This is a genomic window from Legionella micdadei, assembly GCF_000953635.1.
Taxonomy (GTDB): domain Bacteria; phylum Pseudomonadota; class Gammaproteobacteria; order Legionellales; family Legionellaceae; genus Tatlockia; species Tatlockia micdadei.
This window is the reverse complement of the sequence record NZ_LN614830.1, coordinates 139,418-160,467: the sequence shown is the minus strand read 5'-3', so window position 1 is coordinate 160,467 and position 21,050 is coordinate 139,418. Positions and strand designations below refer to the sequence as shown.

Below are 21,050 nucleotides of genomic sequence, written 5' to 3'. Positions count from 1 at the left end.
CAAAATTTTTATTCAAAGGGAATTTATGAACATTGATGCTTTTCGTTGCATGCGCCAAGGTAAACAACTTTTTACTTTGAGCCAACAAGATGCTTTTCTTCTGGCCCCTATCGAACAGCGTAATGATAAAACTCATCGTGCTTTATTATTGCTCCATGGTTTTTCTTCTACGCCGGCTGTATTTCGTCTTTTACTGCCCTCCCTTGTCCTTTACTATGATGCAGTCCTATGTCCTGTTTTGGTAGGTCACGGCGAAAATCTTGATTCCTTTGCTAAAGTAAAAGCAAATGATTGGTTAGCGCAAACTGAAGAGACCTGTGAAATTTTACTCGACCAATTTGCCGAAGTAGATGTCATGGGGCTTTCATTGGGTGGGATTTTGGCTTGCCATTTAAGCGCAAAATTTAGCCTACATCATCTCTATTTATTAGCTCCCGCACTCGATTTACGCTTAGGCCTTAACCATGCGGTTAAGCTTGCAAAAACATTAAGCTGGCTTGGTTTCCGAAAAGTGCGTGCCGCAGCAGGTAATTTATACACTTCGGAAAATTGCGAAATTGCTTACAGGCAACTGCCACTTTCAACGATCATCGAAATGCTGACTTTAGTTCAGCAATTTCAATTCACTGTTCCCACCTGTCCAACTGATTTATTCCTTGGTTGTCATGACCTCGTCGTGTCTTCATGGCGAGTGGCCGATCGGTTTGCTGAGAAAGATCACATCAATATTCATTGGCTTCCTAATTCAGCGCACGTATTGCCTTTAGATGGGGATCAATCGATAATCCTTTCTTGTGTAAAACAAAATTCAGCAAGATAAGCAGCCGGGTAGGTGAAATGAGCTCTTGTTATTTCGAAAGACCGGCAATTAAGGGGATATCCCCTGGAGCTGAACTTGGGCTGTTATACCGAGTATAATCATTCAGATCGGGACGATTCCAATCGCGCATATCGAGTACGGAACCTGCATACGCCATAAAATCTGCTGCAGTCTGAGAAACTTTATAAAAATAGATATCACTGGCATCCGTAGCTAATGTGTGCTGATGTTTAGTCGCCGTTAAATCGGCGATGGAGCGATCATGTGTTTTGACAAAAGCACTTTTTGCGCGTAAATATCGGCCATTAAAATGGGCAGAATCCCATAACTCCACATCCAGTCTATCGACAACACCGGCTAACTGAATAAAAGACCGGCCTCGTTGGCAAACGGATAACACCGGGGCTTTTATCCAATACATGCTCAATAGAGCATCCCCTTCAAGATTTAATTTAGAAACATTAATGACACCAGCCAATTGGACTTTAGTTTTACCCGTGATATTCAATTGTAAATACTGAGTATGAATTCCACTAATCTGGATATTACCCCCACCACTGGCTTTTAGCTTACGCAGGACAATATAACCACCCAATGTAGTCTGGCCTGAATTATCGATATTTAAATCAAGAAGACTGGAATGGATATTACTCCCTCCGATAGTCCCTTCTCCTTTGTAAGTAAAAGAGTTTAGGAAATGAGCCCGAACTTCCGCGGTGACTTCACCATAGTGAGGATGGCCTTTAGGAATTTTAATGTTTAAACGACCATCCTTAACTTCAATCAAAACATCCACTAAATCTCGGGGATCGCCATGTAATATGACTTTTGGGTTTTTGTAGCCGGTATGCAAGCTCACATTGATTAACCCTTCGGCTCGAACTTGAGTAAAAGGCGGGACAACATATTCTTCTGTTCTTCCCTTTAATGTTGCAGGCAATATTTGTGGATGATGCGCACAGCTCGATAGCACTAGTACTAGAAGAAGCAATAAGAAACGCCGCATCAATTTAATCCACTTTATACGAATCCCTCTACATTAGATGAAGTTATTCCCATACGCAAGATTCACCTACGAAGTCGTTGTAAAATAGATAAAATATACTCTAATAGGGCTTAAATTAGACAATTATTGCAGTACAATGATCCTCCTTATTTGAATAGGTCAATCAGTTACTTTTGCAATCATCGAATACGTGGTGACTCAGTTATTGGAAAATTTTCGCTGGGAATCCACAGTTGGTGGACAAAAGGGATTAGAATTGATTTTCAACTTTTGCCCCTTGCGTCTCAACGAAATCGCGATTGCGGTCAGTCAATATCAGTATAGGGAATTACAATCATTAAAACGAGAAGGTAAACTAAGCAATTTTTTGATTAAACAATCAAGCGGATTTTTTAAGAGTATTAAGCTATGGTAATTTGGATTGATGGTGATGCCTGCCCAAAGGCAATTAAACAAATTTTATTTCGGGCCGCTGTAAAGCGACTTGTGAGGGTGATGATTGTTGCAAATCATTTTGCGACGATTCCTCCTTCACCTTTAATTAGGCGAGTGCAAGTAGAGTCAGGGTTTGACAAGGCAGATAAATATATAATCACCCACATAGAGCCCAAAGATTTAGTCATTACCACTGATATTGTTTTAGCCGATGAGGTTATTACAAAAGGCGCTCTTGCCCTTACTCCACGCGGCATGCTGTATACCCCTAACAATATTAAGCAAATTCTAACAATGCGGCATTTCAATGAATCACTAAGAGAAACGGGGCTCATTCGAGGAGGATTAGACACTTTAAGCGGAAAGGAAATTCAAAATTTTTCAAACCATTTAGATAGAATCATTACGTTATCGCAATCATAGTATCTATAATTGCCGTACTTCTTCCAGATCCTAATTTATTTCTAAAATACGTTCCAATAATCGTCGGCTTCGCTGATACAATCTTGCGTTTTTATTGCTCCAGGTTCCTGTTTTCACTGTAAAACCTATAGTGGCAATCGCTTTACTTAGAAGCAGACATGGCATCACTTTAAAATAATCAGGGACTTTACGAATGCTCTCGTAACCTTTAAGAAAGTTAATTTTAAGCTCTGGATTATTTGTCCATTCCCCAAGCTCAAGAGAGCAGAAATCCTCTTCGGCAAAACTCCCTCTGGCAGAAGACCAATCAATAATTCCCGATACTTTGCCTTTATTAACAAGGATATTGCCAGGCCGAAAATCTCGATGAGTGATACAAGGTCCATCAACAGAGCCCAACAAATGAACATGTTGATTATAAAAGTGGCAACATGAATTCAGTAATTTTCCTGGCATATTATTGCTGCACTCAGCAATACCTTCTTCAAATTTCAAAGTAAAATAAGACGTTGGGTTTAAACTTAAAAGATTAGATTGAGTTAGATTTCCATAACCTACGACTTTATTTGAATGAATTTTGGCAAGCAAAGCACCAATTTCAAACATTAACGCTCTTGTTAGATCAGTTTTTTTAGGCAAATTCCCAGGAAGATATTCCATTAAAATAGCCCCATAAGTGTCCTCGGTTTGATCTATCGTTTTGTATATATGCGGCACGGGTAATTTATTTACTAAATTATTTAAAAAATAAATTTCACACAAATAATCGGGGTAGCGTGGACATATCTTTAAAATATACTCTTTATGGTTTGCTTGATTTATTTTATAGACAATGGCGACAAGTGCATCCTTATGCTCAATTTTCAGAAAAGTCGCCTCCTGTAAATCAAATTTATCCTTATAAAATGCAATTGGATTATTCATATCAATTATTCGTTTGCTCTAAATAAGTCGACTGAGGGTATGGCGGGCTTTTTTCTAAAGTCGTGAAATAGTAGGTGCAATTTTACATCCTCTATGATTTATTAAAATCAGAAATCTTAATACTTGCCGGGCAAGCGTCATAACGCACGAATTCAGGGGCCTGTTGCACTAAGTTTTGCAACGATTCATTGGCTGGAATTAACGCAGGCAATTGGATGTAAAGATCAACGAGCAAATCCTTTTTGCAACGCAAATAAACTTTGCTCACAGTATTTTGACCAAATGATTGGCGAATCGCCTCTCTTAATTGGACGCGCAACACTGTAGCACCGACATGCTCATGCAAGAATTTCCCTAATGGTGTTGAATTTGCTTCTCGACTCAACCGGATTGCCAATGAAAAATAGTCATCTGGAGAAAGGGTTTGGCAACTTCCATGTTTACTCCACTCGTAGCGCTCAAGGCAACCGCCGTATGCATAACTCGGCATCATTTGACGTAAGTTACTGGCAACAATCGTACTTAAACGGACAGGTGGATAGTCACAATAATGAGTATGTATTCTCTCATTACAAAACCCATACTCTTGTCCACAAGTTTGCTGGTTTGGCCATAAACCATGTAATACCAGATGACTCGCTTGGAAGGAATTGGGCAGTGAATGCAAACACTCCGGTTTACTTTCTCGGTAACCACGCGTTTGACAAAAAGCGGGAAGCCAACTTAGAGCCAAGACATAAGAGTCAGCAAAACCTGGATTCGTTTGACATGACTTCTTGGCCATAGCCTGATAATCAAACACACCGCAATTGATCTCTACCCATCTTAATGGATTTTTAGTTATCGTATTGCTCCATTCTATTCTTATCCACTCAGGATTAGGATACCGATTGATTTCTTCAATAGGGTATTGTTGTCCTGGTTGAATGAATAAATTATCAGGATTGCTTTTTTTATTTTTAGAAACATAAGCCGGACACACTTTATTGACTTTGAAATGTCCTGTGACATTAATCGATGAGTGGCAAAAAAGAGGGAGCACAAGCAACAATAACGTGATCAATCTGGTCATTGGCTATCCTAGACAATGAAATTTGTCAGTCACTTTAATGTAAAAAAAAGCGATAACGCAAGCGAAGCAAAAGGGCTTTCTCACTTCGAAGAAGTCATCCCCTCTAGTAACCACACAGGTGTATTAATAGAGGGGAAGAAAGATGAGAGAAATAGAAAATTATATAGCAGTTACTTCTTCTGCTTGTAGACCTTTAGGTCCTTTGATCACTTTAAACTCTACCCGTTGACCTTCTTGTAATGTCTTACGATTAGCAGTGCTGTTGATTGAACGAAAATGAACAAACACATCGTCTTGACCATTGTCACGGCTGATAAAGCCATAACCTTTCTCATCATTAAACCACTTAACGTGGCCGGTTTCTATTGTACCAGACATTTCTACTTTCCAAGTTAAATTAAAAACACCTTGCGCTAGTTGTGATTCATGTAGAAGCATTTATTTTGCGACGACAAATTCGCTACTTTGAACTACAAAAGGAGGGACTTTCACGAAAAAAAATGTTTCGACTGAGAATACAAATAACACAAGTAACATAATTATATCCTAGTACTTACTAAATAGCGAGAAAACCTGATAAATATTTATCAATTTCTATCTCGGCAGCTTCGAAGCTCAATTACCGGCTGCGAAAAATCAGGAAATTCGGTTTGCAAGTGCATGGCCAACTCTAAAAGCAAACCGTCTTGACCTTTTGCTGCCACAAATTGGACTGAAAGGGGAATCCCATCATATGACATAACTGGCATAGTCATCGCTGGCAACCCAGCCTGATTAGACAAGGAGGTAAAAGGAGAGAATTCAGTATTTTTTTGCAGATAGTGCATAAAATCATCGTCTGTTGCTAAACTGCCGATTGGAAGGGGGAGCTGTGCCAAAGCGGGAGTTAAAATAAGATCGGCTTGAGCAAATAACTCATGGATTGGCCGCAACAATTGATACACTCGATTTTTTGCCATGATCAACTGCGAAGCGGTAATTTGCTTGCCTTGGAGCATAAACTCCCAAGTCACCGGCTCCAAGTCATCTTTTTTTACCTTACGCTTTAAAAATTCTTCTCCATTTTCTATTTCTGCACAGGTATTTGCGGCAATCATCAACATCACAGACTCACCAATAGCCTGCAAATCGAGATTTACTTTTCGCTCAACAATACGATGACCCAGTGATTTTAGTACCTCGATTGCTCGTCCCATTGCCTCTATGCAAGGTTTTGCTACTGGAACAGCTGGAAAAGCACCATCGAGCAACATAATAGTAAGCGGGTGTTGGTGTTGCCTCTGGGATAATCGGTTTAATAATTGCCCTGGCTTGCCATAAGGTGTCGTGAATAATTCAAATAACAACGCAGAATCGCGTACTGTACGGGTTATAACATGGCCAGTCGCTAACCCAGACCAAGCTTCACCGACTAAAGGACCAGTCGGAATTAAACCTGGTGTTGGTTTAAATCCAAACAAACCACAGCAGGCTGCAGGAATACGGATTGAGCCACCGCCATCATTTCCGGTAGCTAAAGGCGCTATCCCAGCGGCAACTGCTGCAGCAGAACCTCCAGAAGATCCACCAGGAGTTCGACTTAAATCATAAGGATTTCTGCAAGGTCCATGTAAAGCTGATTCAGTCACATAAGACAACCCCAACTCAGGAACATTTGTTTTTGCAAAAGGCAACATACCAAAGTCAAGCAAGCGTTCGATAAAATCACTCGTTACTGGCGAAACTGCTGAGGCATAAAAACGGGATCCCGCGGTGTAGGGTATCCCTTTAATCATAAATCCCAAATCTTTGATTAAGACTGGAACACCATAAAAAGGCTCATCCCCCCGCATCAGCTTAATCCGTTGATACGCCCATTCGCTGCAATCTGTGATCACTGCGTTGAGTGCGGGATTAACCTCATGCATACGCTGTATTGCACAATCGAGTGCTTCTGTCGGGCTTATCTGCTTAGTCTTTATTAGATCAGCTAAGTCATATGCGTCATACTTATAATATTCACTTAACAGCATGCCGCCCTCCAAAATTAAATGCGGTGAATAGGAGGCAAACTATTCGCTTTGTTTTTGCCCGCAGAACTAGGCTGGAAATTCGATACAGCTTGCCACAACAACTTGCCTTGCCATCCTTTATGAGCTTCCTCATTATACAAAGCTTCAGAGAGTGCTTTAATTTGCTCTTTTAATATGGGATCTTCGACCATCTTCTCTAAGTCGATTAAGTTTAATAGAGTAACGCCCGGCCAAAGCAAGCGCCCCCATTTAAGTATGGCATCGCGTGCCAATTTAGGGTTGTTACTCAAACATGCCTCTTGCAATTCCTTTAATACTTTAGTTTTACCTTGTTTAACAGAAGGTTCTTTGGGACGTTGCCAACGCCATGCAACCATTGTAAGTAACCATGCTAGAGCAAAGCCGGCAGCAACCCACCAAGCAAGATTGCTTTGTGACTTACTCTCCGGCTTTGTTTTTTCCAACACTTTGTTTTCATTGCGCGGGGAAGCAGTTGGTTGTGTAGCAGGGGGGGTCGCCGCCGGCTTTAAAAGAGATGGTTGCTTAGCCTGGCCTGCAGCAGGAAATACATTGAGGGTAAACCCTGGCAGGGAGCTTACCTCTTCTTTTCCGGTCACTGTATTAAACCAGGGCACGGTCACAGGTGGAATAGTGATTTTACCTGGTTTATTAAGCAAATAGGTGACTTTAACGGTTGAAGTTCCTACTAAATCTTGTTGCTGAAAGCTATTACTCACCGTTGGTTTTTCTGGATAAATGCTATATTGATCCGAGCTGCCAAAATTAATGGGTGGTAATAACTGTGCGGGAACAGCGACGGCCTGTAGCGTTACCGTGCGTTCCAGCGTACTGCCTTCAGGTAAGTTAATCGTATTTTTGTCATAACTTACACTCAGTGTAACCTTTTTTGCAGGAAACCAATTTTTACCTTGGAATTGAGCAGGAATAGGTTGCACTTTAAGCACAGTTGGTTGTGCTTGTACACTCACCCGTCTTGGGCCAGCAAGATCATAAACTAAGGCATTAAAAATTGGAGGTTTGATATTTAAATCGCCACTTTTTTGCGGAAAAATAGCAAATTGCTGCTCTTCTACTGCATAGAGTCGACCATTGTGAGTCACTTGGTAACGTCGGCCATCACCAAAAGGGACAAACAAAGCGTCCTCAACTTGCGGAGGTACATAGTTAGCATCCAGTAACCTGCTGCTATTAAACAACTTGACTGTGTAAATCACTTGCTGATTGACAAAAGGCTGGTTCGTATCCACTTCAGCGGTAAGCATGACATCTTGCTGCTGAGACTGTTGCGTGTTCCCTGAGTTTGTCGGTGTCGATTGGCTACTGTTGCTGTTAGGTGGTAGCTGAGTAATTTCAATGCTGAGGGGGGATGTTTTTTCCTGGCCAATACTCAAAGAAGGTATGGGTAATACCCCGCTGCGTTTTGGAGTTAATAGTATTGTCCACTCACTTACTGCGCGAACCTTACCACTGATGATGCTATAGCTGATGTTACTTTCCGTACCAACAATTGTAAAATCCTTTTGCAGAGGAGTCAGATCTGGCACTGTATTAATTTGGGTGCCTTCAATTCTTAAATGTAATGAAAAGTTCTCCCCCATTTGCACCTGTGGAGCCTCAAGCTGTAAGGTCACAATAGCAGAGGCTATACTGCTACAACATAACAAAAGTAAACTGAGTACTATTCGCTTCATTGATACCACCCGCCTTCTCTGCGTAGATGATCGCGCAAAAATTTTTCCCGCATTAATCCGCCTGGATCATCTGGAATTAACCGTAACCATTGCTCTTTGGCCTGTTGTTTTTCTAATTCTTCAGCTGATTGCGTATTGTTCATCCCTTCCTTTTGATCCCCTTGTTTTGCTTGTTGGTTTTGGCCCTGCTGGTTTTGACCTTGCTGGTCCTTGTTTTGTTGGTTTTGACTTTGCTGGTTTTGACCTTGCTGGTCCTTGTTTTGTTGGTTTTGACTTTGCTGGTTTTGGCCTTGCTGGTCCTTATTTTGTTGGTTTTGACTTTGCTGGTTTTGGCCTTGCTGGTCCTTATTTTGTTGGTTTTGACTTTGCTGGTTTTGGCCTTGCTGGTCCTTATTTTGTTGGTTTTGACTTTGCTGGTTTTGACCTTGCTGGTCCTTATTTTGTTGGTTTTGACTTTGCTGGTTTTGACCTTGCTGGTCCTTATTTTGTTGGTTTTGACTTTGCTGATCTTTATTTTGATTTTGCTTTTGATCCTGCTGATTTTGTTGGTTTTGATTTTGCTTCAACAAATCCTCTAACAACTTACGATTGAATAAGGCATCTTTATTGTTCGGATTAATTGCTAATGCTTGGCTATAAGCTTTAATTGCTTCTTTGTATTGGCCTAGATGAGCCAAGGCATTACCCTGGTTATAATAACCCTGCTCGCTCCGAAGTAATTGATACTCTTTTGCAGCTTGTTCGTAATCACCTGCGCGATAAGCCGCAGCAGCACGCCAATCGGCTTGCTGAAAAGTTGTCTCTGCTTGTTTAAATTGCCCTTTTTTCATCAAATGTTGTGCCTGTTGATCCTTGGTGGACCATAAGTCTACCCAGCTGAATGCATAGGTGTGACACGCAAAAATGGATAATAAAAAAAGCCAAAAAATTTTCATAGAGTTATCCTCTGCAGCCAACCTCGTCTAAAGACCGGCAGCAAAAAGATTAACGCTGGCAATAAAAACCAGCGGCCTTCGTCTCGCCATAAAGGCACATCATCATTCTCGCTCAAACTAAATTGCTTTTGCTTTCCCGACGCTGTTAACCACTGTTCAAGATCATCGGAAGTATCGGTAAAGTGAATGAGTTGACCTTGCCCCGCAAGAGCTAAATCTTCATACAAGGGACTTAATGTCTTATTAGCAATTATGGGCATGATTGAAGTATAAATTTGTTTAGCAGCAAGGTTTTTTGCCACAATCATAGCAGTTGGGTTTGGCGTTTCGCCGGTGAGCACCAATATCTGACCATGTTTATATCCCGCATTGCTTATTAATTGCCCTGCTTCTTCTAAAGCGGTATCCAGTTGCTGCCCTTCTACCGGCATAATGTCTGGGCTAAGTGAGGATAACAGCGAGTCGATCGTTTGCGCGTCGTCAGTCAGAGGTGAAACGACAAAAGGTTCGCTCGTATAAACCACTAAACCAAACTGCCCTACATCACGGCGTTTAAATAAATCATGCAACTTAAATTTAGCCCGAGTAAGGCGATCTGGAGTCAAATCATTATTAAGCATCGCGTTTGACATATCCAAAACCAGTACCCTAGGTTGAATTTGTTTAAAAGAGGGTACAGGTAATCGGGACCAAGTAGGACCAGCCAAGCTGACGCACATAAACAATCCACTTAAGAATAAGGTAAATAAGGCAAGATGCCGTTGTCCTTGTCCTTTTGCTTGTATTAAATGCTCAAGCAAATGTTTGTCACAAACTGCAGTCCAAGCTTCAGATTGAGTGCGTTGCCGCCATAAAGACCAGCACAATCCAAGCAGAGGTAAAATTGCGAGAAGCCACCAGGGGCGGAGAAAATGAAATTCACTCATAATGTGGAACCTCCCGACGAGAAATAACAGCCTTAAAATTTGCTTTTTCGCCGAGCCAATAGAGCAATAAGAGAAGCGCCAGCCCAAGAGGCCAAGGGTAATAATCATGTTGGGGACGGATTGTGGCCTGATCCTGGCTCACTGTCTCGAGTTGGTTAATGCTCTGGTAAATTTCCTGCAGGGATTGCATATCCGTTGCCCGGAAATAACGGCCACTCGTTATTTTAGCCATCTCTTGTAAAGTTTCCTCATCCAAATCTGATGAGGGATTGGGATTAAAAAAGATTCCCCCCGTAGCCCGAGGATCAGACTCCGCCCCTAAACCAATTGTATAGATTTTAATGTTATCGAGTTTCGCTAACTCAGCTGCTTTTAAAGGGGGCAGCATACCGGAATTATTTGCACCATCAGTCAGTAAAATAATGATCCGCCCTTTTGCTGGCACATCTTGAAGACGCTTCACTGCCAAACCAATTGCATCGCCGATGGAGGTCGTTTGACCGGCCAAACCCACCGTTGCATCCTCTAACCTCAATAACACATTTTGTCGGTCGTAAGTGAGTGGCGTTTGCAAATATGCACGGGTACCAAAAAGAATCAGACCTATGCGATCACCTGTTCGAGCTTGCACAAATTGCTCTGCGGCACGTTTGACTACAGCCAGGCGGCTGGCTGGCCGGCCATTTACCAACATGTCTGCCAACTCCATACTTCCGGATAAATCAAGCGCAAGCATAATATTACGACCTTCACGTGTTAAGGGCTGAGGTTCTCCAACCCAACGAGGGCCTGCAACAGCGAATACTAAAAGACACCAAATAATAACTAATAAGCTTATTTGGGCTTTCCCAATAAGCGCTGTTTTCTTGTTATCCATGGCAGAGAGCATGGCCTGATAAAAAGGAACCTTCAGCGCGGAAGGCAATCGCAGTACAGCACGAGGAACTAAAAGCCAAATTAATAAAGGGAGTGGCAAGGCTAATAAAACCCAAGGTGTTGCTAACTCAAACATGGTGCACCTCGTTGTTTTATCCATGCCTTTGCACAATGGAATAAGGGCTGTAAATCAATATCGGTTGCGGGTTGATAAGGAATTTCCAATAAGTAGTTGCGTAACTTATTAAATTCAATACCTTTTGACGTCTTGTTCAAAAACTCAAGCCAAGCCTCACCCTGCAGACTAGCTACCTCTTCTCTGGGAAAATAAACTAAAGCAACCCGGCGAAGTAATTCAGAGACTTTCATACTGCTCGCCTGGCTATCCTGTTCACGCCGATATTCTTGCTCATAGACTTCAAGCAATTGTAAAGCCTGACGCTTCGCTTGCCCATTGGCATAAGTGCGTCGGGCTAAATAAATTAAAAATACAATAAGGATTAAACATAAAAATAGCAAAAGATACCAACCTGGCGCCAAAGGCCACCAACCTATGGGAGCAGGGAGATGGATATCATGCAGTTTAGCCAATACCGCGCTTGACTCAGCCACGCGACCTCCTAGGAAAAGTCTGACGTACTATTTGAGGTAAACTCGTTTCTGCTGTTAATTGCACGTATTGTATTTGCAACCGCTTAAACTGGGTTTGTAAGTTGGCAATTCGTTCCTCACAAAAATTTTTATACGCGTTTGTCACGTCATCCATTGTGGTATCAAGTAAAAATTCTTGTTCTCCATCAGTAATCGCATAATACTGCGGTTTTGGAGGGGATAGTTCTAATGGATCACAAATATGGTAAACCAAGATATCATTATGGGAACGTAAACGGCTTAAATGTTGCTCGCTGTCAGGGTCAAGATTATAAAAATCGCTGATAAGAACCAAAATGCTTCCAGGGCGGGTCACACGGCGAACGCGCATTAGGACTTCGCTCAAGGGCTTAGATTTATCACTATTCAGTGTTCCGTCATTGGTGTATTGACTTAAAGAAGCTAATAAGGGCAATACCCCCGTTTCGCGACTACGTGGTGTAAATTCATTATGTTCTTTTGCTGAAAATAACAATCCGCCAACACGATCGCCTTGCTTTATTGCAGTCCAGGCGATCATGGCAGCTAAACGGGCAGCAATCACCGATTTAAATGCCAGGCGCGTACCGAAAAACATCGATGGATTGAAATCACTCAAAATGACAACAGGACGCTCTCTTTCCTCCTGGTAGAGTTTGACGTGCGGTCGGCCCGTGCGCGCTGTAACCCGCCATTCCATGTGGCGAATTTCATCACCCGCTTGATAGTTGCGCGCTTCAGCAAAGTCCATCCCCCGGCCACGCAACTTAGAAAGATGATTACCGGCGCGGACCGTATTACCGGCAGGCTTATAATTCACTCTCTGGGCATAACGCCGCAGAGCGATTAATTCATCAAGTTGGACAGTAACCCCTTCAGTCATGGCAAACCCTAAGGAACAGCAATTAATTTTAATAAGGAATTGATAAAATCGTCACTATCCACACCCTCAGCTTCAGCTTCAAAGCTTAACAGAATACGATGGCGTAGAACGTCATGAGCAATCACATGGATATCTTCTGGTGTCACATAATTGCGGCCAGCTAACCATGCATGGGCCCTGGCACAACGATCAAGGGCGATCGTAGCGCGAGGGCTTGCCCCAAATCGTAACCAACCCGCTAATTCATCACTATAAACAGCTGGTTTTCGTGTCGCAACAACCAATTGCACTAAATAATTTTCCAAAGCCTCGCTGGTATGAACCTGCAGCACTTGACGTCTTGCCTCAAACAGCGTTACCTGGCTTAAAGGTTTAATGGTTGCTGATTCTTTGCTTACCTCTCCTGCCGCTTCTCGTCTTGCCAAAGTTAAAATATCATGTTCAACCTGTGCGTCTGGGTAACTAATGCGCACATACATCAAAAATCGATCAAGCTGGGCTTCGGGTAAGGGATAAGTGCCTTCTTGCTCAATCGGGTTCTGAGTTGCCATGACTAAAAAAAGTTCCGGCAGAGGATAGGTCTTACCCCCGATTGTCACTTGCCGTTCCGCCATTGCTTCCAGTAAGGCAGATTGTACTTTCGCAGGGGCGCGATTAATTTCATCGGCAAGAATAAGGTGATGAAAAATAGGACCAGGCTGAAAAACAAAAGAACTGTTTTCTGGATGAAATACGTCTGTACCTGTCAAATCACCAGGCAATAAGTCTGGTGTGAATTGAATCCGATGAAAATCTCCTTCAATTACCGAAGATAATTCTTTGACGGCACGGGTTTTTGCAAGGCCTGGTGCACCTTCAACCAACAGATGGCCATCGGCGAGCAAAGCAATGAGCAGCCGAGAAATCAATCCATTTTGGCCAAGGATTCGGCTATTAAGATAATCGCTTAATTGCAAAAATTGCTGTTGAACTGTCTGCGTTGAACCAAGATCTAACTGCTCCATTAATCATACCTTGTGCAAAAAAATATTATCCTAGCGTGAAACCAGAGGAATGCCAAGCAACCGGACAATATCATCTTGAGCAATTATTGATGATAATCCTTCTGCAGTTCCAAAGGCATCAACTCTTGTAAGCGTTCATAAAGCCCAATGATTTCTGCGCAAAAAACTTGTAATTGTTGCCTGTCATCCCATAATTCATAGTCTATCCCTTTGCGAAACGCATATTGTCGAGATAATTTTTTTAATAATTGGATATCTTGGTTCGACAGTCCCAATTCCGGGCTTAAGGCAAGCAATTCAAGTAAATTTTTGTGTTGATTATTGGTCTTATAGTCATGTAGTAAATAAGCCTTCAGGGTCAATTCAAAAGCTAAATGCATAAGTGAGATAAAGGGGGTTAAAGTATCAACTACACCGCGGCCAGTAAGGATTATTTCCGCATTATCCAGCAATAAGTGCTCAGCACAATAAGCATGTTGGGTCGCAATTTTAATCAATTCTAAAGGAGTGAAATATTTTTTATCCATTGTTAACCTAAAAGTAAAAACAGCGGGGCATAGCGAAGATACTTCAAGATGCTAGATTTTAGGCGATAGGTTAAAAATAGCATTTTGAAGTATCTTGGGTATATGATACTACAATCTTGGCCTATTTCATCTTGTTCTTATTTAGTAAATGCAGTCTTTCCTCAATAGCCAATGGACCCTTGGTTCATTAACCCTCACTCATCGTCTTATTCAAGGACCGCTTGCTGGGTTCAGCTGCTCTCCCTTTCGGGAGCTATTTTACCAATTCACCCCCCCGGCATACTGTGTTTCGGAAATGATTTCAGCCCATGATGTTGTCCATAAACATACTCTGCATTCACGTTACTTGCATCGTACAAATAATGAAAAGGTGCTTTGCTATCAGATTGCCGGTACTGACCCTTTAATTATGGCACAAGCTGCAACCCGCCTTGAGGGAATAGGGGCTGATTTAATCGACATTAATTGCGGTTGTCCTAAAGGAAAAATCCGTAAGAAAGGGGCAGGTAGCGCTTTACTTGAAAAACCGCAACAGCTTGCGGAAATAGTCAATACAGTTCGCAAGGCGATTAAAATTCCCTTGACAGTTAAACTTCGCATATTGGGTAATCCTTCGGATTTCGAGCTTGCTAAGAGAGTTGCTGACGTCGGTGCAGACGCGTTAATTATCCATGGCAGACGTTGGGATGACGATTATGATAAAGCGAACAACCTGAATCAAATAGCCAAGATAAAACAGCAAGTCAATATTCCAGTGATTGCTAATGGCGACTTTTCTGATCACGCAAGTTTATATGAAGCCATCCAACAAACTCAGTGTGATGCCTTTATGATAGCTCGTGCAGGAACCGGCAAACCCTGGTTATATCAAACTTTACTTACTGACAAACACATTCAACCTAATCCGGCTCAGCAAATTGGGCTTTTTATGCAGCACTTGCAAGGATTAGCCGCCTTAGAAAATGAATATCGGGCGTTGTTACAAAGCAAGTCCTTGATTCGTTATTATTTTAAGAATCAGCTCAGCACAAAGCAATTGCATGCCTTTTACCAACTGAATGAATTTGATCAAATAGAGGGATGGTTAAAGAATTCATTGACTAACTTGAGTGAAAAGGCATAATGCCTATATTATGCTCTTTATGAAATAAATGTGCGCACAATAGGACAATAAATGATTAAATTTAAAGCAATTATCGGTCATGGCTTTTTTATGGGACGCTGGTTACAGTTGCCTCTCTATGTCGGCCTTTTAATTATCCTCGCGGCCTATGTCTATCGTTATGTCATCGAATTATTTCATCTGGTTGTCAATATCAATGGTTTCGATGATACCCATATCATGCTCGGTGTCCTGGACTTAATTGACGTGGTAATGATTGCTAATTTGCTCATCATGGTAGTCCTCGGCGGCTATGAGACTTTTGTTTCCCGCCTTGAGTTAGACACACATCCTGATCAACCCGAATGGTTGGATCATTTGGATGCAGGTGCTATGAAAATTAAACTTGCCCTTGCCCTGATTGGTATTTCATCCATTCATTTATTGCGAACATTTATCGATCCCACAAAGCAAACTAACTTCACGGTGATGTGGCAAGTGATCATTCACTTAACGCTCCTTCTTTCTGTGCTTGCTATTGCCTTTACTAACCGGTTACTGACAAAAGATTAATCTAAAAAACTGTAAGACCATAGGTAGGTCATCCTGAACACGTCTTTTTGCGCAGCGGACATACTTGGGAGCTACAAAAAACAATAAATCGATAGGTTGTTTTGTCTAAGTAACCCAAGAAAATAAGCGATTGTCAGCATTGCCGACCATTAAACACTTCGCCCCCCATCCACGTTCAAAATTTGTCCTGTTATAAATGGGTTTTCTATCAAAGCTAATACTGCCTGGGCAATAAAAAGAGGGCTCCCATGGCGTTTTAAAGGAGTTTTGTTAATGATTTCATTTTTTTGTTCAAGGGAAAGCACATTGCCCTGTTCAGGCCAAGCGATTGCGCCAGGAGCAATCGCGTTAACACGGATTTGCGGTGCAAATTCGCGTGCCAGGGCTTTGGTTTGCATAACGAGAGCGGCTTTAGTTTGGCAATAGACTGCATAACCTTTAAGAGGCTTATCCGCATGAATATCAGTTATATTAATGATTGCTCCTTGCTGCAGGGCTAGATAAGGGCGGGCAGCAAGACTTAATTGAAATGGTATTTTGACATTAGTTTCAAATAACTCAGACCAACCCTTGTCATCAAAATCAGCCAAGTCAGTGCGACTGAAAATGGAAGCATTATTAACAAGCACATCTAATCGGCCGACCCAAGCGGTTGCTGAGGAAATTAACTCTTCGATTGCTTGATGTGTGCAGAGATCACAGGGTAAGACTAACGCAGAGTTTGGACGCTTCTGATTTAAATTCTGTGCTAAACTTTGTGCCTCAGCTAAGGAACTCCGACAATGAATAATCACACTGTAGCCTGCCTGATGAAGCTGTTCTGTGATAGCTGCACCTATGCGTCTGGCAGCACCGGTAACTAACGCTACTTTTAGCGCTTGTGTGTTAGCTTGATTCAAGGTATGTTCCTCGTTTTATAGTTTAACCAGAAGTTTCCGAGGAAAAGTAAACCAAACGTTTTTTCCCGGTACACTTGATATTTTAAGCAATGATGAATTTACTCCAACTACTTCGCACCCAGATAGCACAACAAGGCGATATGCCTTTTGTGGAATTTATGCAGCAAGCACTCTATGCACCCTATTTTGGCTATTATAGTGCGGGATTGCAAAAATTTGGCGCCCATGGCGATTTTGTAACTGCACCGGAATTAACTCCTTTGTTCGGCAAAACACTTGCACGGCAATGCAAGGAGGTACTAGACAGTCTGAACTCACCCGCTTTATTTGAATTCGGTGCAGGTTCAGGCCGCTTATGCGTTGATCTTTTAACCGAGCTCGAATACTTAACTTGCTTACCCGATATTTATTATATTCTTGAAGTCAGCCCTGATTTACGCCAACGACAATCTGAATTAATCCAGCAAGAAATTCCCCACCTTTTTTCCCGCGTTATATGGCTTGACCGCTGGCCTAAACAGGCTTTCAATGGGGTTATTATCGCTAACGAAGTGCTTGACGCCATGCCAGTACATCGTTTTTTGCAAACAACAGATGGGATTCAAGAAAGCTTTGTTAGCCTTAATGCTCAAGATGAATTAATTGAAGTATTTAAACCCTGTACTAATCAGCGGTTACTCACTTACATTATCCAAAATATACCAAAAGGGCAGATACCTTACCTCTCTGAAGTCAATTTATTTCTCGACGATTGGATTAAGCAATGCTACAGCCTGTTAACCCAGGGGATAGTGCTCCTCATCGACTATGGGTTTCCACGGCATGAATATTATCATCCTGATCGCAACACCGGCACCTTAATGTGCCATTACCGTCATCACGCACACCCTAATCCCCTCATTCACGTGGGGGAGCAGGACATCACCGCCCATGTTGATTTTACCCACGTCGCTGAAGCCGCCCATACCGCCGGTTTTCATATTGCGGGGTACTGCAACCAAGCCTCTTTTTTGCTGGCAAACGGTTTGTTAAGCTTATTGGAAAATGTAAACAACGAACGTGAGCGATTAAAAACCCATCAGGCAGTCAAACAGCTTATTCAACCTAGCGAAATGGGCGAATTGTTCAAGGTCATTGCCTTAACCAAAAACATACAAACTCCATTAACTGGTTTTCAACTGCACGATAAACGAGCGAGTTTATGATGAAAAAATACTTAACTACCGTGGAATTACAAAAAGAATCGATGAAATTTTCGGCAGGCCATACCACTATTTTCTCAGCTACCGAGCGAGAACCTTTACACGGCCATATGTATGCTGTTTATTTGGCGCTCACCACATGGGTTGAAGAAAATGGTATGACTTTTGACTACCGTTATTACAAAGAGCGGATACATAATTTATGTCGATCTTTAAATCAAACCTTCTTAATGCCGCAATTTTCGCCCTTCTTAGAATTTGCCGAAGATGGGGAGTATTACTATTTCACTTTTAATCATAAAAAAATCCCCTTTTTAAAAGAAGATGTGACACTAATGCCGTTGACGAACATTACTGTTGAAGAATTATCACGCTGGTTTGTCAATGAACTTATTAAAAATAAAACCGAATTAGACCGGCATCGTATTGAAAAAGTGGTTGTCAAAGTCTTTTCAGCGCCGGGCCAATCGGCAAGCCACGAATGGCAACGCAGTTGAGAATACGCTATAAAGTTTGTATTCCGCACACTAATCGCGATTATTTTGATTACGTTGCGGATGATCTGAAACCTTGTGCTGGTGCCCGAGTGTGGGTTCCCTTCCGCACTAAGACTCGATTAGGCTTAGTAATAGGCCATCACACTTTAGAAGATGACGATACCACCCTCAAATCGATTACCTCAGTCATTGATGAACAACCTTTGCTAAGCGAAGATCTACTTACTTTGTGCCGATGGGTAAGCAGTTACTATCAGTCGCCATTGTCTGAAGTCATTCCCCTTGCTTTACCAAAAAAATACCGCCAGGGTTTGAAAAAGGAATTACCTACCTGCAACTATTATGAGCTTGCTGTCCCTCGAGAATCAGCACAACAATTTTTATCGGCAAGAGCGCGTAAGCAACTTGCCCTGATTGAGTTTTTAAGCCAACAGCAAAATCCAGTGAGTAAATCAGTACTGCAAAAAGAAGGATTTAATCAAGCCCAAATCGAAGCCCTATTAGCATTAAACATCATTTCAGTAACGCAAAAAATTGCCCTCCCCACCCACCCCAACCAAAATACCGAGCAGCCACTTGCACTGAATGAGGAACAAGCCGCTGCTTTAAACAAACTCACTGAGTATATGAACACTTATCACTGCTTCTTGTTGCAGGGGGTCACAGGGAGCGGTAAAACCGAAGTTTACTTGCAACTGATTGCTAAAATCTTAGGGCAGGGTAGGCAAGTCCTGATTTTAGTTCCTGAGATCGGCCTTACCCCTCAATTACTCGCGCGATTTACAGCGCGTTTTAACCAGCCGATGGGGGTGATTCATTCGAATTTAAATGAAACAGAGAGGCAAGTCGCTTGGCAGTTAGCCAATGATAACTTGATTAAATTGGTCATCGGCACGCGAACCGCCGTTTTCACGCCAATGCCTTCATTGGGTCTGATCATCATTGATGAAGAACACGACGCCTCTTTGAAACAAATGGATGGAGTGCGCTATTCTGCCCGTGATACCGCATTAATGCGGGCCTATTTAGCTAAAATCCCCATTATTTTAGGCTCAGCTACACCTAGCCTTGAAAGTTTGTATAATTGTGTATCAAACAAATACACCTTATTACGCCTTCAGCAAAGGGCACTCGCCACCTCGCCCTTGCACTTTCGCCTTCTCGATATTCGTAATACCCAACTGCAAAACGGACTGGCTCCCGGTAGTCTGGCTTTGATTGCCGAACATTTAGCACAGGGGAATCAAGTGCTAGTCTTTATAAACCGACGTGGTTTTGCTCCCGTACTACTTTGTCATCAATGTGGTTGGATGGCTGATTGCCATGCCTGTGATAGCCACCTCACCTTGCATCGTCAATTGGGGCGCCTCATTTGCCACCACTGCGGTGCGACAAAAAAAATTCCCACTCAATGCGGCTCTTGCAGCGGCACTGAGTTACTCCCTATTGGTGCAGGCACACAGCGGATCCACGAGTTTCTGCAAACCCAGTTTCCAGATACCAATCTCCTGCGCATTGATCGCGATGAAGTAAGGAAAAAAAACGAACTGAATACTCAGCTTGAACGTATCAATAAAGGCGAAGCCCAGTTAATTGTTGGGACGCAAATGCTAGCGAAGGGCCATCATTTTCCCCGTTTAACTTTAGTGGTTGTTCTTGATACTGATGCTGGTTTTTATAATCAAGATTTTCGTGCTTTAGAGCGGCTAGGGCAACTTTTAACCCAGGTTTCTGGACGGGCAGGACGAGCGCAATTTGCAGGCCAAGTGCTTATCCAAACCCACATTCCACAACACCCATTACTTAATCTGCTTATTCAGCAGGGCTATGAAGTTTTTGCCAAAGCGTTGCTCGTGATGCGGCAACACGCTGAATTGCCTCCCTACCACTACCTTGCTGTCATTCGTGCCCAAGATAAGATTCCTTCTGAAGTACTTCATTTTTTACATACCGCAAAAGAACAATTAGAGACAGCCGGCATCAGAGTCCTAGGTCCAGCACCTGCACCTTTAGCGCGCAAGGCCAAACAACATCGAATGCAGTTATTAATCAAATCCCCGTCACGCAAAATTCTGCATAATGCATTGACGAAGCTAAGAGCCTGGTTAACAATGAACAAATTAAACAACGCTGTTCGCTGGAATGTGGACATTGATCCAATGGATTTATCATGACGAATCAAAAATTAGCCATCCACCAAAAAGTGTTTTCGATTGAATGGGGTGATATGGATGCCTTAGGTCATGTCAATAATGGCCGCTACTTCGATTATTTTCAGCAAGCGCGCATTGAATGGTTAGAGAGCCTCAAATTAGACATGAAACAAGGGACAGGGCCGGTGGTGATCCACGTCGCCTGCACTTTTTTAAAGCCCATTGTCTATCCAGCCACGCTAAGGTTAACCAGCACCTTACACAGCCCTGGCCGCTCTAGCATCATCATTGATCATGATATTTATCAAGGCGAGGAATTAATGACCCAAGGTACCAGCAAAGTGGTTTGGGTAGACTATCAGAAGAACTGCTCCATTCCTTTGCCAGAAAGTATCATGAACTTATTTGGCAGCGCATCACGATAGCGCCCCCATTGGCG

The 21,050-nt window shown here is 42.4% G+C and carries 22 protein-coding genes; 8 read left to right on the top strand and 14 right to left on the bottom strand.

All coding sequences use genetic code 11. From position 1 onward, the window contains the following. The first annotated feature begins 25 nt into the window (after positions 1–25). Positions 26–820 carry an alpha/beta hydrolase gene (locus LMI_RS00775; RefSeq protein WP_045100480.1) on the top strand — a complete coding sequence of 265 codons (795 nt, stop codon included), beginning with the start codon at positions 26–28 and terminating at the stop codon, positions 818–820. Between the two features lie 28 nt (positions 821–848). On the opposite strand, the gene LMI_RS00770 is transcribed toward LMI_RS00775, so the two are convergent. Further along, complete coding sequence (locus LMI_RS00770; protein WP_045098103.1) at positions 849–1,826, bottom strand: GIN domain-containing protein; 978 nt, start codon at positions 1,824–1,826, stop codon at positions 849–851. Positions 1,827–2,234: 408 nt separating this feature from the next. On the opposite strand from LMI_RS00770, the gene LMI_RS00760 reads away from it, so the two are divergent. Continuing rightward, positions 2,235–2,684 carry a YaiI/YqxD family protein gene (locus tag LMI_RS00760; protein ID WP_045098101.1) on the top strand — a complete coding sequence of 150 codons (450 nt, stop codon included), beginning with the start codon at positions 2,235–2,237 and terminating at the stop codon, positions 2,682–2,684. Between the two features lie 30 nt (positions 2,685–2,714). On the opposite strand, the gene LMI_RS14730 is transcribed toward LMI_RS00760, so the two are convergent. The 12 genes from LMI_RS14730 to LMI_RS00700 form a co-directional block, all read right to left on the bottom strand. After that, entirely contained in the window at positions 2,715–3,608 is an 894-nt protein-coding gene (locus LMI_RS14730) for a phosphotransferase (protein ID WP_052679401.1), read from the bottom strand. 91 nt (positions 3,609–3,699) lie between these two features. Next, on the bottom strand, positions 3,700–4,680 hold the full coding sequence (locus LMI_RS00750; protein WP_052679400.1) for a ribonuclease T2 family protein: 981 nt from the start codon (positions 4,678–4,680) through the stop codon (positions 3,700–3,702). A gap of 159 nt (positions 4,681–4,839) precedes the next feature. Beyond that, the gene (locus LMI_RS00745; protein WP_045100477.1) at positions 4,840–5,058 is read right to left on the bottom strand and encodes a cold-shock protein; all 219 of its coding nucleotides are present in this window, start codon (positions 5,056–5,058) and stop codon (positions 4,840–4,842) included. 209 nt (positions 5,059–5,267) lie between these two features. Continuing rightward, positions 5,268–6,692, bottom strand: a complete 1,425-nt coding sequence (locus tag LMI_RS00740) for an amidase (protein WP_045098100.1) — start codon at positions 6,690–6,692, stop codon at positions 5,268–5,270. Between the two features lie 14 nt (positions 6,693–6,706). Then, positions 6,707–8,404, bottom strand: a complete 1,698-nt coding sequence (locus LMI_RS00735) for a BatD family protein (protein WP_045098099.1) — start codon at positions 8,402–8,404, stop codon at positions 6,707–6,709. Continuing rightward, positions 8,401–9,339 carry a tetratricopeptide repeat protein gene (locus tag LMI_RS00730; protein ID WP_045098098.1) on the bottom strand — a complete coding sequence of 313 codons (939 nt, stop codon included), beginning with the start codon at positions 9,337–9,339 and terminating at the stop codon, positions 8,401–8,403. Before LMI_RS00730 ends, LMI_RS00735 begins: the two co-directional genes overlap by 4 nt. Then, entirely contained in the window at positions 9,336–10,268 is a 933-nt protein-coding gene (locus tag LMI_RS00725; RefSeq protein ID WP_045100476.1) for a VWA domain-containing protein, read from the bottom strand. The genes LMI_RS00730 and LMI_RS00725 overlap by 4 nt, the downstream gene beginning before the upstream one ends. After that, entirely contained in the window at positions 10,258–11,277 is a 1,020-nt protein-coding gene (locus tag LMI_RS00720) for a vWA domain-containing protein (RefSeq protein ID WP_045098097.1), read from the bottom strand. The genes LMI_RS00725 and LMI_RS00720 overlap by 11 nt, the downstream gene beginning before the upstream one ends. Continuing rightward, complete coding sequence (locus LMI_RS00715) at positions 11,265–11,753, bottom strand: DUF4381 domain-containing protein (RefSeq protein WP_045098096.1); 489 nt, start codon at positions 11,751–11,753, stop codon at positions 11,265–11,267. Before LMI_RS00715 ends, LMI_RS00720 begins: the two co-directional genes overlap by 13 nt. Further along, a complete protein-coding gene (locus LMI_RS00710) occupies positions 11,746–12,654 on the bottom strand; it encodes a DUF58 domain-containing protein (RefSeq protein ID WP_045098095.1) in 909 nt (302 codons plus the stop codon). The genes LMI_RS00715 and LMI_RS00710 overlap by 8 nt, the downstream gene beginning before the upstream one ends. 8 nt (positions 12,655–12,662) lie before the next feature. Further along, positions 12,663–13,658, bottom strand: coding sequence for an AAA family ATPase (locus tag LMI_RS00705; protein ID WP_045098094.1), 996 nt, complete (start codon positions 13,656–13,658; stop codon positions 12,663–12,665). Between the two features lie 83 nt (positions 13,659–13,741). Further along, on the bottom strand, positions 13,742–14,185 hold the full coding sequence (locus tag LMI_RS00700; RefSeq protein WP_045098093.1) for a hypothetical protein: 444 nt from the start codon (positions 14,183–14,185) through the stop codon (positions 13,742–13,744). 148 nt (positions 14,186–14,333) lie between these two features. Between LMI_RS00700 and LMI_RS00695 the strand changes: the two genes are divergently transcribed. Then, the gene (locus tag LMI_RS00695) at positions 14,334–15,308 is read left to right on the top strand and encodes a tRNA dihydrouridine synthase (RefSeq protein ID WP_045098092.1); all 975 of its coding nucleotides are present in this window, start codon (positions 14,334–14,336) and stop codon (positions 15,306–15,308) included. A 51-nt stretch (positions 15,309–15,359) separates the two neighbouring features. Beyond that, complete coding sequence (locus LMI_RS00690) at positions 15,360–15,860, top strand: TIGR00645 family protein (RefSeq protein WP_045098091.1); 501 nt, start codon at positions 15,360–15,362, stop codon at positions 15,858–15,860. A gap of 149 nt (positions 15,861–16,009) precedes the next feature. Here the strand turns inward: LMI_RS00690 and LMI_RS00685 are convergent, their stop codons facing one another. Next, on the bottom strand, positions 16,010–16,759 hold the full coding sequence (locus LMI_RS00685) for a pteridine reductase (RefSeq protein ID WP_045098090.1): 750 nt from the start codon (positions 16,757–16,759) through the stop codon (positions 16,010–16,012). 92 nt (positions 16,760–16,851) lie between these two features. On the opposite strand from LMI_RS00685, the gene LMI_RS00680 reads away from it, so the two are divergent. The 4 genes from LMI_RS00680 to LMI_RS00665 are packed head-to-tail and all read left to right on the top strand — an operon-like array spanning position 16,852 to position 21,036. Continuing rightward, entirely contained in the window at positions 16,852–17,964 is a 1,113-nt protein-coding gene (locus LMI_RS00680) for a class I SAM-dependent methyltransferase (RefSeq protein WP_045100475.1), read from the top strand. Then, positions 17,964–18,458 (top strand): 6-pyruvoyl trahydropterin synthase family protein, encoded by a 495-nt coding sequence (locus LMI_RS00675; RefSeq protein WP_045100474.1) that lies wholly within the window; start codon positions 17,964–17,966, stop codon positions 18,456–18,458. The genes LMI_RS00680 and LMI_RS00675 overlap by 1 nt, the downstream gene beginning before the upstream one ends. Continuing rightward, the gene (locus tag LMI_RS00670; RefSeq protein WP_045098089.1) at positions 18,443–20,632 is read left to right on the top strand and encodes a primosomal protein N'; all 2,190 of its coding nucleotides are present in this window, start codon (positions 18,443–18,445) and stop codon (positions 20,630–20,632) included. Before LMI_RS00675 ends, LMI_RS00670 begins: the two co-directional genes overlap by 16 nt. After that, a complete protein-coding gene (locus LMI_RS00665; RefSeq protein ID WP_045098088.1) occupies positions 20,629–21,036 on the top strand; it encodes an acyl-CoA thioesterase in 408 nt (135 codons plus the stop codon). The genes LMI_RS00670 and LMI_RS00665 overlap by 4 nt, the downstream gene beginning before the upstream one ends. Positions 21,037–21,050 lie beyond the last annotated feature (14 nt).

Excerpts from the sequence above, each read along its gene's own strand:
- LMI_RS00775 (WP_045100480.1), top strand. The coding sequence starts at position 26 with ATGAACATTGATGCTTTTCGTTGCATGCGCCAAGGTAAACAACTTTTT.
- LMI_RS00770 (WP_045098103.1), bottom strand. The coding sequence starts at position 1,826 with ATGCGGCGTTTCTTATTGCTTCTTCTAGTACTAGTGCTATCGAGCTGT.
- LMI_RS00675 (WP_045100474.1), top strand. The coding sequence starts at position 17,964 with ATGAAAAAATACTTAACTACCGTGGAATTACAAAAAGAATCGATGAAA.
- LMI_RS00760 (WP_045098101.1), top strand. The coding sequence starts at position 2,235 with ATGGTAATTTGGATTGATGGTGATGCCTGCCCAAAGGCAATTAAACAA.
- LMI_RS00745 (WP_045100477.1), bottom strand. The coding sequence starts at position 5,058 with ATGTCTGGTACAATAGAAACCGGCCACGTTAAGTGGTTTAATGATGAG.
- LMI_RS00690 (WP_045098091.1), top strand. The coding sequence starts at position 15,360 with ATGATTAAATTTAAAGCAATTATCGGTCATGGCTTTTTTATGGGACGC.
- LMI_RS00700 (WP_045098093.1), bottom strand. The coding sequence starts at position 14,185 with ATGGATAAAAAATATTTCACTCCTTTAGAATTGATTAAAATTGCGACC.
- LMI_RS00740 (WP_045098100.1), bottom strand. The coding sequence starts at position 6,692 with ATGCTGTTAAGTGAATATTATAAGTATGACGCATATGACTTAGCTGAT.
- LMI_RS00665 (WP_045098088.1), top strand. The coding sequence starts at position 20,629 with ATGACGAATCAAAAATTAGCCATCCACCAAAAAGTGTTTTCGATTGAA.
- LMI_RS00680 (WP_045100475.1), top strand. The coding sequence starts at position 16,852 with ATGAATTTACTCCAACTACTTCGCACCCAGATAGCACAACAAGGCGAT.
- LMI_RS00705 (WP_045098094.1), bottom strand. The coding sequence starts at position 13,658 with ATGGAGCAGTTAGATCTTGGTTCAACGCAGACAGTTCAACAGCAATTT.
- LMI_RS00710 (WP_045098095.1), bottom strand. The coding sequence starts at position 12,654 with ATGACTGAAGGGGTTACTGTCCAACTTGATGAATTAATCGCTCTGCGG.
- LMI_RS00720 (WP_045098097.1), bottom strand. The coding sequence starts at position 11,277 with ATGTTTGAGTTAGCAACACCTTGGGTTTTATTAGCCTTGCCACTCCCT.
- LMI_RS14730 (WP_052679401.1), bottom strand. The coding sequence starts at position 3,608 with ATGAATAATCCAATTGCATTTTATAAGGATAAATTTGATTTACAGGAG.
- LMI_RS00735 (WP_045098099.1), bottom strand. The coding sequence starts at position 8,404 with ATGAAGCGAATAGTACTCAGTTTACTTTTGTTATGTTGTAGCAGTATA.
- LMI_RS00670 (WP_045098089.1), top strand. The coding sequence starts at position 18,443 with ATGGCAACGCAGTTGAGAATACGCTATAAAGTTTGTATTCCGCACACT.
- LMI_RS00750 (WP_052679400.1), bottom strand. The coding sequence starts at position 4,680 with ATGACCAGATTGATCACGTTATTGTTGCTTGTGCTCCCTCTTTTTTGC.
- LMI_RS00695 (WP_045098092.1), top strand. The coding sequence starts at position 14,334 with ATGCAGTCTTTCCTCAATAGCCAATGGACCCTTGGTTCATTAACCCTC.
- LMI_RS00730 (WP_045098098.1), bottom strand. The coding sequence starts at position 9,339 with ATGAAAATTTTTTGGCTTTTTTTATTATCCATTTTTGCGTGTCACACC.